Origin of the sequence: Erwinia wuhanensis (genome assembly GCF_030484085.1) — a bacterium.
Classification (GTDB): domain Bacteria; phylum Pseudomonadota; class Gammaproteobacteria; order Enterobacterales; family Enterobacteriaceae; genus Erwinia; species Erwinia aeris.
This window is the reverse complement of the sequence record NZ_JAUJUH010000001.1, coordinates 526,447-543,906: the sequence shown is the minus strand read 5'-3', so window position 1 is coordinate 543,906 and position 17,460 is coordinate 526,447. Positions and strand designations below refer to the sequence as shown.

The following is a 17,460-nucleotide window of genomic DNA, read 5'->3' as shown; positions in this document are numbered from 1 at the left end:
TCGGCGCAATCCAGAAAGTGCTCTCGATGAAAACAGAACTATCTTAATTACAAAATCGCTACAAGCTATCTCAGGTGAGCAAATAAAAGCGGCAGTGGCGCAGATATTAACCGGACATCATTTTTACAAATACTAATACTTTAAATGTAGGGCAGAAGAAAAGTCCTGGTCCGGTTCGGGTCGACCAAATCTTATATAAGCGGCTGTTATATTTTTATTGATCCCACTCAATTTTGTTAACCTTTTGTTTACTTTTTTCTGATTAAGGCTGGCCTCTATTTTACGTGTCGGATAGAGTTGTTGTGTCAGAGAAGGAGGCCGCAATGCGCCAACAGGCCCGTGATGCCTGGCTTCTTACTTTTCAGAAAAAAATATGAGACGGTAAATGTAATATTTTATTTCATCTGGTGTCTTTCTGTGTATATTGTTGCAGCCAGTATTAACCGGGGTGCTTCGCCAGATTGACGACAAATTTTAACTAAATATTAACTATTGCCTGCGTAAGCATCACCGCTTTTAGCAGCAACTATTTTGCCAGTTTTGATATTAAGAATATGCCTGTATTTACTTGCGACGGCCGATGTGATGGAGTACCGGGGCGTCATGGAATGAATACCAGGGCAAATTTGAATTCTAATAACATTACTCAGTGCGGTTAGCATTATTTTCTATGAGGTGGCGGTATGAGAGTCGGCGTATCTAACGATAACTACCCGGAGAAACGGACGATAATTGTTGATGCTGACGTGGAATATGTGAACTTCAAAAACAAGAATATTTATTCTTATATAAATCTTCTGAACATGAAGTTTCTTAAAAAAGACAAAATTTTCCTGTTTCGACCGCTGGTCGGTTCGCAGAAAAAAAACATTGATGTCTTTCACGTTTTCAACGAGATAGCAATAACCGACCGTAAATGGGTGGCGACGTTTGAAACCGAGCTGCCACGCATCCTGCCGCCTAAAAACGGCAGCAAAGAGGACAATCGCGCAAAGCTGCAACGGCTCTCTTCAGCGCTGACAGCCAATAATTGTTTAGCGCTGATCGCGCTTTCCGGCGCGGCCTATAAGATGGAAATGAAGCTGTTCAACGACAGCCCGGAGCTGTCGCGCGTGCTGCGCGACAAGATGGTGGTTATGCATCCGCCGCAAAAGCTCTATATGACCGAGCGACCGGCGCGTAATGCCGCCGACCCGGTTCATTTTGTTTTTATTGGCAAAGACTTTTATCGCAAAGGCGGCGGCGAAATCGTGCAGGCCTTCGGCGAACTGCTGGCCACCAACGCTATCCAGCCGGAACAAATCAAAGTTACGCTGATAGGCGATCTTGAGAAAACGAACAACTACGCGTTCGGCCCTTATCAGGACGATCCGGCGTTTGCCCGTGAGACGGAAGCGACCATTGCCCGCTACGATCTTTTCGAGCATCACAGCGCCATGCCGAATGATAAAGTGATGCAGCTGTTGCAAAAAGCGGATGTCGGCCTGCTGCCAACCTGGGCTGAAACCTATGGGTTTTCCGTGCTGGAGATGCAGTCCTGCGGCTGTCCGGTGATCACCACTAACGTGCGTGCGCTGCCGGAAATCAATCCGCAAGAGGCGGGTTGGTTGATTAGTCATCCGCTGAACGACGATTGCGACTATGCCATTACTTCTCGGCAAGACCGCGATGCCCTGCGTCGTAAAACGGTCGACCGCATGAAAAACATTATTGAGGATATTATTCGCCATCCTGAACAGATCCACGATAAAGCCAATGCGGCTATCGCCAGGATCCAGTCTGAGCATAACGTAGAAGCGTATCAGGCCAGGCTGAAGAAGCTTTACAGCAAATAACCTCACCACGCTTAAACAACGCCGGGAGCATGCTCAGTCTCCCGGTCTGTACAACGCCGCCTTATCCCTTTTCAGCATGCGCAATAAACAAACGCTGACGATTTCCGCGCTTTAAATGCCTGCTTTATGCACTCAGTAATGCGTATCCGGAATGCCTGCTTTATGCACTCAGTGATGCGTACCCGGAATGCCTGCTTTATGCACTCAGTTATGCCTACCTTAAATGCCTGCTTTATGCACTCAGCAACGCATACCTGAAATGCCTGCTTTATGCACTGAGTAATGCGTACCCGTTATGCCCGCTTTATGCACTCAACAACGCATAACTGAACTACCCGCTTTATGCAGACAGCAATGCGTACGCGACATAATCCTTCCGCTCCTGAATTATCACCTAAAATACATTAATTAAATGGTATTTTCTTTTTGACTGAATTTGGTTAATTTTACGTTGCGTAATTGTAATTTGAAATCAACTATCCCTGTGGTTAATTCGAGAGACGAAAATGATAAAGCTAACGAGTATTGTTATAGCAATCGTCGGTATTGCTATGCTTTACATGGGTGGGAAATTGCTGCTGTTGGGCGGGTCGCCATTCTATGTGGTGATAGCGATTGGCCTGTTGCTGACGGCTATTGCGCTGTTCAAAAATAAAAAAATTGCGCTGTCGATTTATGCAATTTTAATGTGGCTGGTGGTCGCCTGGACCATTTATGAGGTTGGTTTTGATAAGTGGCAGTGGATCCCGCGCGGCGACATTATTGGCCTGCTCGGCGTCTGGCTGGCTTTACCCTGGATTGTACGCCCGTTGTCAAAAGCGCAGGGCGCAGCTAAACCTGCCGGCTTCCATCCTTTTCTCGGCACGACAGTTATCGTTATTATCGCTCTCGTTATCGGTCTGGCTTTCTATGACCCTTATCCGCAGGCAGGCAAGCTGACCAACAAACGCACCCCGGTTGATACCGCCGTGGCGAGCAATGACTGGACGGCCTACGGCGGCACCAGCAACGGCCTGCGCTTCTCCGATCTGAAGCAGATCACTAAGGATAACGTCAGTAATCTGGAAGTGGCCTGGACCTATCACACCGGCGATCTGCGCACCGAAAAGGATGCGACGGAGTACACTTTTGAAGCCACGCCGCTGAAGGTGAACAACACCGTTTATTTCTGTACGCCGCATAATGAAGTTCACGCGCTGAATCCGGAAACCGGCGAGCTAAAGTGGAAATATCAGCCTGCGAAAGATCGTTCTTATCTGCAGCAGCACCAGACCTGTCGCGGCGTCAGCTATTATGCGCCAGAAGCGCAGCCAGCGTCAGCAGCAGAAGCGCCGGCCATGTGCCGCAAGCGCATTTTTAACGCGACGACCGACGCTAAGCTGATCGCGCTGGATGCGGACAGCGGCAAGCCATGCGCTGACTTTGGCGAAAACGGCATCGTTGATTTGCGTGCGAATATGGGCAACATTCGTCCACACGCGCTGATGCAGACCGCTGCACCGCTGGTTGCAGGTAACCTGGTGATCGTTGGTGGCTCGGTGATGGATAACGGCTTTAACAGCGGTAACCCATCCGGCGTTATTCGTGCTTATGACGTCACCAGTGGTCGCCTGGTCTGGAACTTCGATCCGGCTAATCCGCAGCAGACGCAGCCGCTGCCGGCAGGCCAGACCTATCCTCAGGACACGCCGGTTGCGTGGGCTACGCTGAGCGCCGATTTGAAAAATGGCCTGGTGTACGTGCCGTTCGGCAACGCATCGCCAGACGAGCTGGGCAATCGCCGCGACGCTAACAGCAATACAGAGAAGTTCCGCGATACCCTGGTAGCGCTGGATTTAAAAACCGGTGCCTTTAAATGGCGCTTCCAGTCATCCAAAAACGACCTGTGGGATCGTGATAATCCTTCCCAGCCTTCGCTGCTGGATATCGACTATCAGGGCAGCCGTCAGCCAGTGGTGATCCTGCCAACCAAAACCGGCAACCTGTTTGTACTGAACCGGTTGACCGGTCAGGCCGTCTATCCTGTTAATCAGGTAGATGTTTCTACTACAGGCGGCGTGCAGGGCGAGAAGTTTTCGCCGACTCAGCCCGTTTCGGCGCTGAACTTTATCCCGGATCCGCTGAAAGAGAAGTCGATGTGGGGGCTGACGCCGTTCGATCAGATGGCCTGCCGCATCGAATTTAAATCTATGCGCTATGACGGCAACCCGTGGACGCCTTCTACCGAAGCGGGCACCATTGTCTTCCCCGGCAATATCGGCGTATTTAACTGGGGCTCGGTGGCCATCGATCCGGAACGTCAAATTCTGATCGCTTCGCCGGTACGTCTGGCTTACAAGTACAACCTGATCAAGCGTACCCCGGAAACGGAAAACAAACGTCTGTTTACTAAAGACGGCACGCCATACTGGAACGAGAACTTTGAAGGGGATTACGCGATCCATATTCAGCAGTTCGCCTCCAGCCTGGGGATCCCGTGCATTGCTCCGCCTTGGGGCCGTATGGTCGGTGTCGATCTGACTACCGGTAAAACCGAATGGCTGCGCCGCGTGGGCACTACCAAAAACCTGAAAACCACCTTCCTGCCGGGCCGCTTCCCGATTGGCTTCCCGATGGGCATGGTGGCGCACGGCGGGCCGCTGACTACGGCGGGCGATCTGGTGTTCCATGGCGCAACGGCGGATAACTTCTTCCGCGCTTACGACATCAATACGGGCGAGCTGCTGTGGCAAACCGAGCTGCCGGCAGGTGGTCAGGCGACGCCAGCCACCTATATGGGCGCGGATAACAAGCAGTATGTGATTATCGCCGCAGGCGGTCACGGTTCGCTGGGCACCAAAGCAGGGGACAGCGTTGTCGCCTGGCGCCTGAAGCAATAGTGGCGTAATAAAAACACGGACGGCAGGATGCCGTCCGTTATTCATTTGTTCATAACGATGTCGACATCACCGTCACACCAGCAAAAAACCGCAGCTTTACGTCCGCTATGCCAGCAAAAAACCGCAGCTTTACGTCCGCTCCGTCAGACAAAAATCAGCTTTGCAGCAGTCAGGCTAAGGATCGCTACCATAAACATGCAGGCCGTCAGCCACTTAGTCTGTCCGGTTAGCGCTTTATACATCTCGACCCGCAACAGGTTCAGATCGTTCCTGACCTCAGCCAGCACTTCACGCGTAGCCAGTCCGAGGATATCGCTTTTGGTGGCAAAGGTCTCCATACGTTCAGCCATCACCTGCAGAGCGCTTTTGGTGGCGAAGGTGTCGGCGCGTTCAGCCAGCACCTGCAGATCGCTTTTAGTGGCAAAGGTGTCGGCGCGTTCAGTCAGCACCTGCAGATCGCTTTTAGTGGCGAAGGTATCAGCACGCGAGGCCAGCGCGTTAAAATCGTTTTTAGTAACGAAAGTTTCGGCCCGCTCGGTTAATATCGCTAAATTGAGCTTTATCTGATGCGTATCCTGTTCCAGCCGGTCAAAACGGTTAACCTGCCTGCTCATCGGCTCTCCTCCCTGTGATTTTGCCCTTGCGCGCTCGTTTTTCCTTCCCGGACACGAGCGGCGATTTCCTTAACGCAACGCGATCGTAAAACATAGCAGAACTCCTTTTTCTGTCCCGCCGCTATATTATTGCGGCGAGAGAAGAATGAAAAAGGAATTTACTGCTGCCAGGGAGTTTAACACTGGATATTCGAGATGGCTTCAGCTTTTTGCAACACTGCCATGAGATTTACATTTTTTCTGAAGCAGCTTCATATTAATGCCCAAATGCCCAAATGCCCAAATGCCCAAATGCCCAAATGCCCAAATGCCCAAACGCCCAAATGCTCAAACGCCCAAATGCTCAAATGGGCCGCACAGGAAATAACGGGCAGTCGGTATTAATGCTGCCCGTATAATAACGCTAACCCGTTAATTTAAACCTTAACGGTATTCAGCATATAGTCGGCCAGGCGCAGACTCAGCGCGGCGCCGGTCAGCGTCGGGTTCATGCAGGAGGCAGAGGGCATCACGCTGGTGCCGGCGATAAACAGGTTAGGGTGGTCGTGGCTCTGGCACTGTCTGTTAACCACGGAGTCAGCCGGATTATCGCCCATAATTGTGGTGCCCATAATATGCTGGCGATCCTGATAACCCGTATCAATTTTTGATATATCCGCATTTAGTAGCTGAGCAAATTTATCAAAATCCTTCAGGCCCTGTTCTTTTCCTGCGTGCCAGTAGTCGGTGACGCTGTAATATATTTCTGGTACAGGTATCCCTATTGCGTCCTTTTTGGTTTTGCTGGGGACGATACGATTTTCCGCCAGCGGCAGCGTTTCAAAGTCGATAGCGAAATTAAGCGAACGCGCCGACATCCTTTTTAATTCCTCATCCAGCTTTGAGCCGAGCACGCCTTTCTTAATCAGCGAGGCCGCATAGTCCGCCGTTGGCACCGTATTACGCACTTTTATTTTATAGCTGGGGAAATCCTTGCGGAAATCACCGTCGCGATTGTTGAGGTAAACCAGCAGTTCCGTTGGCCCCTGGCCCGGCCAGACATCCTCATTCATCATTACGTTCATGCTGATGCCGGTATGGCCCATCAGATTGCGACCCACCTGGTCGGAGCTGTTGGCAATGCCGTGCGGATAGCGTTCGGAAGCGGACATCAGCAGCAGCTTGGGCGACTCAATCCCGTAGGCGGCCAGCACAAAGTAGTTAGCGGTCAGGTGATGGTTGCTGCCATCGGGACGGCGATACCAGATGCCGCTGATGTTACCTTGCTCATCGGCTTCTATTTTATAAACGACCGAGTTATCCAGCAGCTTCGCGCCGTGACGCTCCGCCTCATCAATATGCATTGAGCCGTCATATTTTGCCGCGATTGGGCAAACCGGATTGCAGTTATTGTTGCCCGCGCAGGCCGGGCGCTGACCATAAGGCCGCGTGGCGCGACCGTTCGGCTCCATCACCGGATGATAGCCGCCTTTGCCCAGCAGGACGGAAAGCCGTTTAAAAAGATAGCTGGGCTCCAGCCCCTTCATCGGAAAAGGCGTGGAGCGCGGCGGCCAGGCTTCGCCGCCGTGTCCGCTCTCATCCTGGCCGTCCATGCCCGACACGCCCAGCTCTCGTTCGGCCTCGCCGTACCAGGGCTCCAGATCCTGATAGGCGATGGGCCAGTCGCGACCGCGGCCATACAGGCTTTGCAGTTTGAAATCGTTCGGGATCATGCGCCACAGCGCGGAGCCAAAATGCCAGGTGGTGCCGCCAACCACGCGCAGGTATTTGGTCGGGTATTTTACCGGGCCGGCCTGCTGTAAGTAGTCGCCATAGGTTGAAGGGACGTGGGGCAAATCGGGATAGGGTGAACCCACGCCCTGGAGTTTCATATTGGTGAGGGACATCTTAAAAGGCGAATTGCGAAAGCGCTCGACGATTTCCTGACGCTTAACGCGCGGGCCGGCTTCGACGATAATCACCGATTTTCCCGCCTTTGCCAGTTGGGTCGCGACCAGACCGCCCATGACGCCGGAGCCAATGACGATCACATCGGCATCGATATTTTTCATTGCTGACCTTCCATTTTAACCGTTTCGGGATTGCTGCCCCAGGAATCCGGGCCGCTGCCATAGGTCGGCACCACCAGAATGCCCTGCGTTGGCTGATACATCATGGCGTCGGCGTAGGCGATAAGTTCGCTTTTCGCACCTTCGCCGACCACGCCGGTGTACCAGCTGCCAATAATCAGCGAGGCGGTGCGGAAAAGCGGCGTATCGCTGGCCGTGGCCTGCAAAAAGTCATCAACGTGGGCAAAGCGCCGTTCGGCGAGATAATCCGCCAGCGCGGCGAAGCGGGACGGGAAATCCGCATAGTGACGCTCCAACGCGGCATAATAACGCTGGCTGAGAATGGCGCTGACCGGGCGGCTGACCAGAAAAGCGGACAGCGCGTTAAAATCGGCGGCAGCGGGCTGCGCGGCAAGCTGACGCGGAAAAAGAGTGGCGCAGCAGGCGCTGAGGGAGAGCGCGGCCATGCCTTTCAGCAGCCGGCGGCGGCCGGGATTAGTGGGCTGCATGTTGCCTCCTGTTTCGACGACGTAATACAAGGCCCGCGACGATAAGTACCACCACAAGCAGTAACCCCAGTAACGCGGCGGGACGGGTTAATTTGACCAGTAAAGGCGTATCGCCGCCTTCACGCAGCTGCTTCACCCGTTCAGGCGTAACGACTACCGCCGGATTGCCGAAGTTTTTCAGTACGTAGTTGCTGACGTCAGCAATCTGCCGATCGCTGAGGCGATTGGTAAATTCGGCATCAGGGCCGAAAGCGGGCATAGCGATATCATCCCGCCGAACGCCAAACAGGATGGCGGAAACCAGATTATCGGGCTGAGGCGCGCCGGTGGCCGTGTTGTGAAACAGGGAAGGGTAGCGATCGTTACCCTGACCCTGGGCCTGATGACAGTTGGCACAGCTGCCGCTGAAAACCTGCCAGCCGGCATCACTTTGCCCGCTCTGGCCGCGCAGCCGCTGTTCGGCATCCGAAGCCTGACCATAGCTGTCGCGCGCGCGGCCGGTGCCGCTGTTGACCGCCGGAACCTGGCGCAACCAGGCGGTAATCGCCTGGATGTCCCCATCGCTAAGATGCGCCAGACCGTGCTCAACCGCTTCCGCCATTGGCCCGGCGGCCTGGGCTTTGGCGATATGGCCGGTTTTCAGGTAGCGCGCCAGCTCGTCGTGGCTCCAGCTGCCGATGCCGGACTGCGCATCAGGCGTGATATTGGGCGCATACCAGCTACCCAGGCTGCTGCCGGAAAAGGCGCGATCGTTGTCCTGCGCCAGCAAAAAATTACGCGGCGTATGGCAGGTATCGCAGTGGGCCAGCGCGTTGACCAGATAGTCGCCGCGATTGATCTCCGGCGACTTATCCGGCTGCGGCACAAAGCGTTGGTTCTCCGCAAACAGCCAGTTCCAGACCAGCATTGACGCGCGGATGCTGAAGGGAAAAGGCAGGTGCGTCTGCTGCGCGGCGCGATCTACCGGCGCAACGCCGTGCATAAAATAGTGATACAGCGCGTGGATATCCTCGTCGCTGATTTTGTTGTAGGCGGTATAAGGCATAGCGGGATAGAGATGGCGCCCCTGTTTATCGATGCCTTCACGCACTGCCCGCGCAAACTCCGCCTCGCTGTATTCGCCGATGCCGTAACGGGTTGAAGGCGTAATATTACTGGCATAGATATCACCCAGCGGTGAGTGGATCGCATAGCCGCCCGCCATCGGCGCGCCCTGCTGTGGCGACGTGTGGCAGGCGCCGCAGTCGGCGGCCAGCGCAAGATATTTTCCCTTAGCGATAAGATCTTGATCACCCGAAGGCTGCACGGCGGCAGACGTTATCCCGGTGAAAAGGATCAGGCTCATCGCCAAAGGCAGACTTAATCGTCTCACCTGACATGCTCCTGTAAAAAGAAAAATGCTGCCGCCCTGTAGCCGGGCGGTTCGTCATCATGGACAGGGGCAAACGGCCGTGCCGCATGCCCTCAATCGGGTTAAAGCAGCTCGTAATCGTTAAAGATCAGCGGCGTTTCTCCGCCGTTGATCAGTTCTACCTGGCCTGGCTGGGTCAGGATGGCGTCGCCGCGATGCAGCCAGACTTCTTTATTGTGGTTAGGCTGACCGGGCACCGACTCCAGCAGGCGGCCTTCGGTAAAAAAGACGCGGACGCCCGGCCCGTGTTGGCTATAGAGCGTGGTGCTTTCGCCCGGTTGCAGAGTGACTTTCCAGCCCTTGACCGTTTTTTTATCCAGCACCTGCTGGAATTCGGGCAGCTCAGGCCGGGTCGCGCCGCCAAAGTTTTGCGGGCCGTTCTGTTTAATCTCAAAAGCCACCTGATGGTTCAGCGTGGTGCCGGTGTTGGTGACCTTATCGGTATCGGATTTGCCCTGATGCGCGCCGAACTTCACATTGCCGGTTTTCATCTCGGTATCTTTAGCCGGCTCGTTGGGATAGGAAATATGCACCAGGCTGCCGTTGATATGGGTGTTCACATAATCCAGGTGCTGTTCATGAAACAGCGTGGACTGGCCGGGGCGGATCATGACGCGCATCACGGTGACGTACTGATTTTCCAGGATCACGTGATGCAGCGGCTCCAGATCGGTGGCGACCACTTTTTCCGCGGCGTGTCCGGCTGGTACCGTCAGGGCGAACAGGCCCGTAGCGCACAGGGCGGAAAGGAAGGGATGTCTGCGTTTCATACTCTCTCCTGTTATGACTGCCATTCAGGCCCGTCCGGGCCCGTAGTAATTACTCTTCGACCAGCGATACCCAGTTGGCGCCTTTGCCCGTGGCATAACGGCCGTTCAGCGTCAGCGCGCCGGAGGTCGGATCGATAGAGTAGAGCGAAAGCTGGGTCGATTTTTGTCCGGACTCGATCAGAAAGCGCCCGCTGCTGTCGATAGCGAAGCCGCGCGGCTGCTGCTCGGTTTTAATGCTGGTGAGGTAAGTCAGATGCCCGTCATGGGGATCGACGGAAAAAGAGGACAGGGTGCTGCTGGTGCGCTCGGTGGAATAAAGAAAGCGACCGTCCGGCGTGATATGGATATCCGCCTGCCAGATGCGTGGCTTATGCGAAGGCGGCAGATCGTCGTCACCCGTTAGCGGTCGCGCTTCACCGCGCTGCATATCTTCTTTGGGCGAGACGGAATTTACCGTTGCAACCGGCGTCGTGGTGCCGTCGGCGTTCAGCGTCAGCTGGCTGATATTGCCCGCCATTTCGGTCAGCACGTAGAGGCTGCGCTTGCCCTGTTTGTCCACGTTGGGCGCAATAACAAAATGCCTTGGGCCGGTTGCCGCCTCGCTCTGAATATTGACGAAGGGCGGATCGTTGGGCGTTACCTTGCCGCTGGCGGCGTCAAAGTGGTATTGCAACAGCTGATCGGCACCCAGCAGCGTGACGAACAGGAAATGGTTGCCGGGATCGACCTGAATAGCGTGCGCGCGCTTGCCGGTGTGCACGACCTGTACCGGCTGCGCCTGCACCTGACCGTTGCTGTCGATGCGATTAATGCTGAACAAGTCGCCGCCGTAAGAGGCGCTCAGCAAAAAGCGCCCCTGCTTATCCAGCGAGATATAGGCCATGCTCTCCGGCAGCGGCGACTGGCTGGCCTTAACCAGCTGGCCATCGGGCTGGATATGATAAGCCACCACGCTGTAAGGCTTGCTGCGTACCGAGACATAAAGCATTTTCTTATCGGGTGAGACAACGGAAGACATCGCCTTCGCGCCCGCCGGGAAACTGCCGATCGGCACCAGCGCTTTTTTCGCTTTATCCAGCTGGTAGCCGGTAACGGTGCCGCTTTCGGCATTGGAAACATACACCAGGCTTTGCGCCTGAGCCGCGCCCGTCAGGGCTGCCAGAGAAAGCAGCACGCCTGCGTAAATTTTTTTCATTATTATTTCCTTGTAGGGTAAAAAGCCTTACCAGCGCGCGGCGAAAACTTCGCACAGTTCCGCGACGTCGCTGTCGCCGAGCGGCTGGGGTTTCACCGCTGCCTGCCGCCACAGGCGGGCGGTTTCTTCCAGCTCTTCCAGCGCGAAACAGGCGGAGAGCACCGAACGGCCCCAGACGACCGGGCCAAGCCGTTCCAGCATCACGCCGCGCACTTCGCAGGCGAGTTGAGCCACCTGTTCCGCCACCTGCGGCGCGCCGGGACGGCAGTAGCGGATCAGCGGAATGCGGCCGACCTTCATCACCTGGTAAGGCGTGATCGGCGGCAGAATGCATTCCGGCTGCCAGACCCCTTCCAGCGTCAGCCCGACCAGGTTAGTGGAATGCGTATGCACCACGCCCTGCACCTCCGGGTTACGGTCGTAAACCTGACGGTGCAGCAGCAGCGTTTTCGAAGGCTTATCGCCCGACAGCCATTCGCCTTCACGACTGACCTTAGCGATCTGCTGCGGCACCAGGCGACCCAGGCAGGCATCGGTAGGGGTGATCAGCCAGCCATCTTCCAGACGAGCGCTAATATTTCCTGCGGTGCCGACGGTATAGCCGCGCTCGTAAAGGCTTCTGCCTGCCTGGCAGATCTCTTCGCGCAGCTGCTGTTCAGTAGTCATTGCTTCTCTCCGCATCCGGGTTAAATTTTGTGATCGGCCGTCATTACCTTACCGGCCGTTTCGTCTTTTTTTATCGCCAGCGGCTCCACTTTGCCCATGATGAACATAAAGTTAAGCGCGCCGAACAGGCAGATACCGCCCGCCACCAGCAGCGGCACCACGAAAGAGCCGTGGCTGAGGGTCAGCATCAGTCCGGTAAAGGAGGCGGTGACGATCCCGGCCAGATTGCCGGCAAAGTTTTGAATGCCGCCCAGGGTGCCGACATAGCCCGCGCTGGGCGCGACGTCGGCGGGCAGGGTCCAGATATTGGCGGCGGTAAAGGCCAGGCCTGCGTAGGTCAGTGAGAACAGCGTCAGGATCACCGGGATACTGTTGGTGAAAGCGGCGAAGGCGATCACCGAAGAAAGCAGCATGCCGCCAATCAGGCAGGATTTACGGGCGGTGGTCAGCGAAAAGCCCCGGCGATAGAGCCAGTCAGAGGTCAGGCCGCCCAGCAGGCTGCCGGGGATGCCCATCAGCGCCGGGATCGCGCCCAGCGTGCCCAGCTCCTTCAGCGAAAAGCCATGCGCCATGGTCAGGTAGGTCGGAAACCAGGTGACGAAGAAGTAGGTAGCAAAGTTCATGCAGAAGAAACCGATCATCATTCCCCAGACGGTGCGGTAGCGGAACAGACCGGCGATATGCACTTTTTCGTTTTTCCCCAGCGTCTGTACGCTGCGGTCGGCCAGCAGATTCTGGCGCTCCTGCTCCTTCAGGCCTTTCATCTCCTCCGGTTCACGGTAGAAAACCAGCCAGATAGCTACCCAGATCAGCCCCAGCGCGCCGGTGACGATAAACGAGGTTTCCCAGTCCCAGGTGCTGATCAGCCAGGCGACCAGCGGCAGGGCGATGGCGCTGCCCGCGCGCGGGCCAGCATCGAAGATACCGCTGGCGGTGGCGCGCTCCTTTTTGGCGAACCAGGAGTAAACCACCTTGGCGCAGCCCGGATAGCCGCCCGATTCGCCCAGGCCCAGCATCAGACGCGAGGCGAAAATGGAGGTAAAGCCGCGGCCAAAAGCGGTAAACACGGTAAACAGCGACCACCAGCCTACGGCGATAGCCAGGCCGGTGCGCGCGCCCAGGCGGTCAATCAGTCGACCAGCCGGGATCTGCATCAGCGCATAGGTCCAGAAAAAAGCGCCAAGGATCAGCCCCATGCTGGTGTCGTCCAGCCCGAGATCTTTTTTGATATGTGGGGCGGCGATGGCTAAATTAATGCGATCTATGTAGTTGATGGCGATGGCGAAAAAGCAGAACGCGATCATCAGCCAGCGGATCCGCGGGTATCTACGCATGGTGAATTCCTTTATGATTTCGGGGCCGTAATGAACGAGCGCGCCCGCCTGAATGTTATGGTTAAGTAAAGTTCTTTCAGTATTTGATAATATGATGTTAAAAGTAAGCGATTACAAAATTCAGTCAAGCAAAAAGTAAGCGCTTTCAAATAGAGGTATTGGTTGTCTGTAAATTTTGTGGGCAACGTCACTAATTTCGCTCTGGAGTCTGAAGATGTCCGATAAGCCATCGCCATCCGCCCGCGTTTCGCTGGACGATGTCGCCCTGCGTGCGGGGGTATCCACCGCTACCGTTTCACGAGTGCTGAACGGCAGCGCCTCCGTCCGTCCGTCGCGCCGGGAGGCGGTTGAGCGCGCCTGCGAAGAGCTGGGCTATGTCATTAACCGCGCCGCCCGCACGCTGGCTTCTCGCCGCAGCATGACCATTGGTGCGGTAGTGCCGACGCTGGCGACGGAAACCTTTTCCCGGCCGCTGGCGGCTTTCCAGCAGCAGATCCACCAGTCCGGCTATACCATGTTGCTGGCCAGCTCCGATTTCGATCCCGATACCGAGCTGAAAGAGGTCAACAAGCTGGTGGAATACGGCATCGATGCGCTGATGCTGGTGGGCAACAGCCACCACCCGCGCCTGTGGGAGCGCATCGCTCAACAGAATATTCCCTGTATCCAGACCTTTTCCGTGGACGCGCGCTATCCCAGCGTGGGCTACGACAACGAGCTGGCGGCAGGCGAGCTGACCGCGCACCTGCTGGCGCTGGGGCATAAAGTCTTTGCCGTGATCGTCGGGACGCCGCCGTCCAACGATCGCGTTTCCGATCGTATTACCGGCACGCGGCAGGCGCTGGCAGCGGCGGGGCTGACGCTGGACGAGGCCAATCTGATCAACAGTGCCTTTACCATGAACGAAGCGCGCGAGGCGATGTTCCGCCTGCTGGACGGGCCAAATCCGCCGACGGCGGTGATCTGCGGTAACGATCTGCTGGCCTTTGGCGCGATGCGGGCGGCCAGCGAGCGCTATCTGCGCATCCCGAACGATATTTCGATTACCGGCTTCAATGACTATGAATATGCCGAGCATCTGGAGCATCCGCTGACCACCATGCGCGTGGAGCTGGATCGCATCGGTGAGGTCGCGGCAGACTATCTGCTCGCCACGCTGAATGGCGAAACCGCGCCCGTGCAGACCCTGCTTAAACCCGAGCTGATCGTGCGCGGCAGCACCGGCTCCGCACCGCGCGCCGCCAAAGGCTAAACCGTGCGCCGCTTAGTTCCGCGCCGTCGGTGCGCAGGCCGAAAAAGTCTGCCAGGCGCCGCTCAGCCTCGTGCCGTTAGTGCGTAGACCGCTAAAGACTGCCAGGCGCCGCTTAGTTCCGCGCCGTCAGCCCGTAGTCCGCAAAGGCCTGCATTGCCTCTTTTTCTCGTAAAAAATTGAGCAGGGCGGCGGCGGCCTCTGGCCTGGCCGCCCGGTTAAAAACGCCGCCGGAAAAGGAGAGCACCTTCTGCGCACCCGGCGGCAGCGGGCCAATGACCTTGATCCCTTTCACCATCAGCAGCTCGCTGATTTGCTGAACGGCGATATCCGCCGTGCCCTCCAGCAGCTGCGCGGCGGTAAAACCTTCTGCGATAGTGGTGGCGCGCGCGTTGATCGCCTCTTCAATCCCTAATTGTTTTAACAGCGCCTGAAAATAGATGCCGCTTGCGCCGCCCAGCGAATAAGCCACCGATTTCGCCGCCAGCAGCGCCCGGGTAAACGACGCCACGCTGCTGATATCGGGCGCAACGGCATCGGGCAGCATCGCCAGGCCAAGCGGCGAATCCACCAGCTCCACCCGGCTGTCGGCCGCCACCACGCGCTGGTCGATAAGCCTGTCCATCGCCTCTTTGGTCACGATGACCGCGTCCGCCGTTGCGCCGTCGGCAATATTTTTTTCAATAACCGAGGTTGGCTTCCAGTCAATAGTCAGCGGGTCGCCGTGGCTACGCAGCCAGGCCTGTTCCACGGCGGCGAAGGGCGCGCGAATAGCCAGCACGCTGAAAAGACGAAGTGTTCCGTTGCTCATAACCTGTTCCTTAGCCTGTTTTACGCAGATAGCTGCTGTCCAGCTCGCCGGGCGTGCGAACGCCGATCAGCGCCAGATCGCGATCAATTTCATCACGCAGAATATGCATGGCGTGCTCCACGCCCGCCTGGCCGCCGATGACGGCGCCGTAAAGGAACGGTCTGCCCAGGAAGACAAAATCCGCGCCCAGCGCCATCGCTTTCATTACGTCGGTGCCGCGCCGGATCCCGCTGTCGATAATGACCTTCATCGCGCCTTTTTTCGCCGCAATCTCCGGCAGAGTCAGCAGCGGCGGCACGGTATGATCCAGCTGGCGACCGCCGTGATTGGACAGGATCACCGCATCCGCGCCCAGATCGCGGGCGATAAAGGCGTCTTCCGGCGACATCAAACCTTTGATTACCAGGTTGCCGCGCCATTTTTTGCGTATTGCCTCGACGTTTTTCCAGTTGAGTTTGTCGCGGGCGTGTGTATTGCGTACCTTGCTGGACATCATCGGCGGCCCGCGCTCGGCATCGGTATTTTCAAAATGCGGCGCGCCGTGGCGCAGAAAGGTTTGCGCAACCGTGCCCAGCAGCCAGCGTGGGTTCATGGCGCTTTGCAGCGCGACCTTCGGCGTAATTTTAATCGGCATACTGAAGCCGCTGCGCGTGTTGTGCTCGCGATTGCCCAGCATCGGCGTATCGCCGGTGACCACCAGTGTCTGGTAGCCCGCCGCGGCCACGCGATCCAGCAGCCTGTCGATACGCGGCTGATCGCCCGCCAGATAGGCCTGAAACCAGGCGTCCGGATTGGCGGCGTGGACATCCTCCAGTTTGATTAGCGACGAGGCGCTAAGGATCATCGGCACGTTCATTGCCCTGGCCGCTTTCGCCAGCGCAATATCCGCCTGGTAAGCGACAAAAGAGGCGCCGCCAAGGGGCGCAACGCCGAAAGGATGGTGGTAGGTGTGGCCAAACAGGGTGGTGCGCTGATCGCGGCCGGAGACATCACGGAACATGCGCGGCACAAAAGTGTATTGACGGTAGGCCTCGAAATTACCGGCAATGCCACGGCCCGTTTCGACACCGCCCGCCACGTATTGATAAATCATATCCGGCAGGCGGCGCCGGGCGTGTCGTTCAAAATCATCCAGCGCCAGCAAATCGCGAAAATGACGGGGCACCTTCTTCAGCGCCGGATTGCCGACGGTAGGCGCCGCACCTGGCGGGACGATGGCGGCAGAAGGAGTATTAGCAGATGAAGTCATAAGCGTTCTCGGCTCCAGGGGTTAGACGCACAGCGTCATAAACGGATAAAGACAATTTATTTTGTAAGCGCTTTCAATTCTGGCTAATCATCTCTAACATTTCAATAACAGTCTGGCTGCATCATCGCCGATTTATGTGACGGAGTTCACTTTACAGCGACATTTGTAAGCCCTTACATTAAGTCATCGCCGTGCGCTCGGCCGACGCCTTCCAGGAGAAGCTCATGAACAGAATTGTTTTACTGCACGCCACGCCGGTAGCGATGGCGCCTATTCATACCGCATTCAGCGAGGTCTGGCCGGAGGCGGAAACGGTCAACCTGCTTGATGACGGGCTTTCTCTCGATCGCGCCAGAGAAAGTGAGCTTTCCGTCGGGATGATCGACCGCTTTGTGCAGCTGGGAAAATATGGCTTTGCCCAGCAGGCGCAGGGCATTTTAATTACCTGTTCCGCGTTTGGCCCGGCCATCGACCGTTTAAGCGAAGAACTGCCGGTGCCGGTGCATAAACCGAATGAAGCAATGTTTATGGAGGCGGTGGCGCAGGGTAACCATATCGGCATGCTGGCGACTTTTGGCCCGGCGGTGAAAACCATGACCGAGGAATTCGATGACTACGTGGCGCAGCAGGGCTCGAAAGCGAAGCTGACCACGGTGCTGGTGGAGGACGCCATCGATCTGCTGAAAAGAGGCGATGCGGAGAGTCATAACCGCCTGGTGGCGGCGCGGGCGAAAGAGCTGGCGCACTGCGACGTGATTATGCTGGCGCATTTTTCTACTTCCCGCGCGGCCGAGAGCGTGCGTCAGCAGGTCACGATCCCGGTGCTGACCGCACCGCACGCCGCCGTTAAACGCATGAAGGCCAGCGTACTTGCTGCGGCTAAGGGGTAA

At 56.5% G+C, this 17,460-nt stretch carries 14 protein-coding genes; 4 read left to right on the top strand and 10 right to left on the bottom strand.

Annotated elements, in window-relative coordinates; all coding sequences use genetic code 11:
- Nucleotides 1-683 precede the first annotated feature (683 nt).
- Complete coding sequence (locus tag QZH36_RS02455; protein WP_301729574.1) at nt 684-1,835, top strand: glycosyltransferase family 4 protein; 1,152 nt, start codon at nt 684-686, stop codon at nt 1,833-1,835.
- Between the two features lie 506 nt (nt 1,836-2,341).
- Nucleotides 2,342-4,714, top strand: coding sequence for a membrane-bound PQQ-dependent dehydrogenase, glucose/quinate/shikimate family (locus tag QZH36_RS02450; protein WP_301250871.1), 2,373 nt, complete (start codon nt 2,342-2,344; stop codon nt 4,712-4,714).
- 143 nt (nt 4,715-4,857) lie between these two features.
- Here QZH36_RS02450 and QZH36_RS02445 read toward each other — a convergent pair whose 3' ends face one another.
- The 8 genes from QZH36_RS02445 to QZH36_RS02410 form a co-directional block, all read right to left on the bottom strand.
- Nucleotides 4,858-5,328, bottom strand: coding sequence for a DUF3158 family protein (locus QZH36_RS02445; RefSeq protein WP_301729573.1), 471 nt, complete (start codon nt 5,326-5,328; stop codon nt 4,858-4,860).
- A gap of 416 nt (nt 5,329-5,744) precedes the next feature.
- On the bottom strand, nt 5,745-7,379 hold the full coding sequence (locus QZH36_RS02440) for a GMC family oxidoreductase (RefSeq protein ID WP_301729572.1): 1,635 nt from the start codon (nt 7,377-7,379) through the stop codon (nt 5,745-5,747).
- Complete coding sequence (locus QZH36_RS02435) at nt 7,376-7,885, bottom strand: sugar dehydrogenase complex small subunit (protein WP_253454258.1); 510 nt, start codon at nt 7,883-7,885, stop codon at nt 7,376-7,378. The genes QZH36_RS02440 and QZH36_RS02435 overlap by 4 nt, the downstream gene beginning before the upstream one ends.
- Nucleotides 7,872-9,230 carry a c-type cytochrome gene (locus tag QZH36_RS02430; RefSeq protein WP_445235116.1) on the bottom strand — a complete coding sequence of 453 codons (1,359 nt, stop codon included), beginning with the start codon at nt 9,228-9,230 and terminating at the stop codon, nt 7,872-7,874. Before QZH36_RS02430 ends, QZH36_RS02435 begins: the two co-directional genes overlap by 14 nt.
- Nucleotides 9,231-9,358: 128 nt before the next feature.
- Nucleotides 9,359-10,066, bottom strand: a complete 708-nt coding sequence (locus QZH36_RS02425; RefSeq protein WP_253454255.1) for a hypothetical protein — start codon at nt 10,064-10,066, stop codon at nt 9,359-9,361.
- 49 nt (nt 10,067-10,115) lie between these two features.
- Complete coding sequence (locus QZH36_RS02420; RefSeq protein WP_301729570.1) at nt 10,116-11,261, bottom strand: lactonase family protein; 1,146 nt, start codon at nt 11,259-11,261, stop codon at nt 10,116-10,118.
- A 27-nt stretch (nt 11,262-11,288) separates the two neighbouring features.
- Nucleotides 11,289-11,927 carry a 3-oxo-tetronate 4-phosphate decarboxylase gene (gene otnC / locus QZH36_RS02415; protein WP_253454251.1) on the bottom strand — a complete coding sequence of 213 codons (639 nt, stop codon included), beginning with the start codon at nt 11,925-11,927 and terminating at the stop codon, nt 11,289-11,291.
- Between the two features lie 20 nt (nt 11,928-11,947).
- Entirely contained in the window at nt 11,948-13,261 is a 1,314-nt protein-coding gene (locus QZH36_RS02410) for an MFS transporter (protein WP_301729569.1), read from the bottom strand.
- 214 nt (nt 13,262-13,475) lie between these two features.
- On the opposite strand from QZH36_RS02410, the gene QZH36_RS02405 reads away from it, so the two are divergent.
- The gene (locus tag QZH36_RS02405; RefSeq protein WP_301250864.1) at nt 13,476-14,513 is read left to right on the top strand and encodes a LacI family DNA-binding transcriptional regulator; all 1,038 of its coding nucleotides are present in this window, start codon (nt 13,476-13,478) and stop codon (nt 14,511-14,513) included.
- A 112-nt stretch (nt 14,514-14,625) separates the two neighbouring features.
- On the opposite strand, the gene QZH36_RS02400 is transcribed toward QZH36_RS02405, so the two are convergent.
- Nucleotides 14,626-15,321: a substrate-binding domain-containing protein gene (locus QZH36_RS02400; protein ID WP_301729568.1), complete on the bottom strand. Its 696-nt coding sequence runs from the start codon at nt 15,319-15,321 to the stop codon at nt 14,626-14,628.
- A 10-nt stretch (nt 15,322-15,331) separates the two neighbouring features.
- Complete coding sequence (locus tag QZH36_RS02395; protein WP_253454243.1) at nt 15,332-16,570, bottom strand: alpha-hydroxy acid oxidase; 1,239 nt, start codon at nt 16,568-16,570, stop codon at nt 15,332-15,334.
- A gap of 224 nt (nt 16,571-16,794) precedes the next feature.
- Between QZH36_RS02395 and QZH36_RS02390 the strand changes: the two genes are divergently transcribed.
- Complete coding sequence (locus QZH36_RS02390; RefSeq protein WP_253454241.1) at nt 16,795-17,460, top strand: aspartate/glutamate racemase family protein; 666 nt, start codon at nt 16,795-16,797, stop codon at nt 17,458-17,460.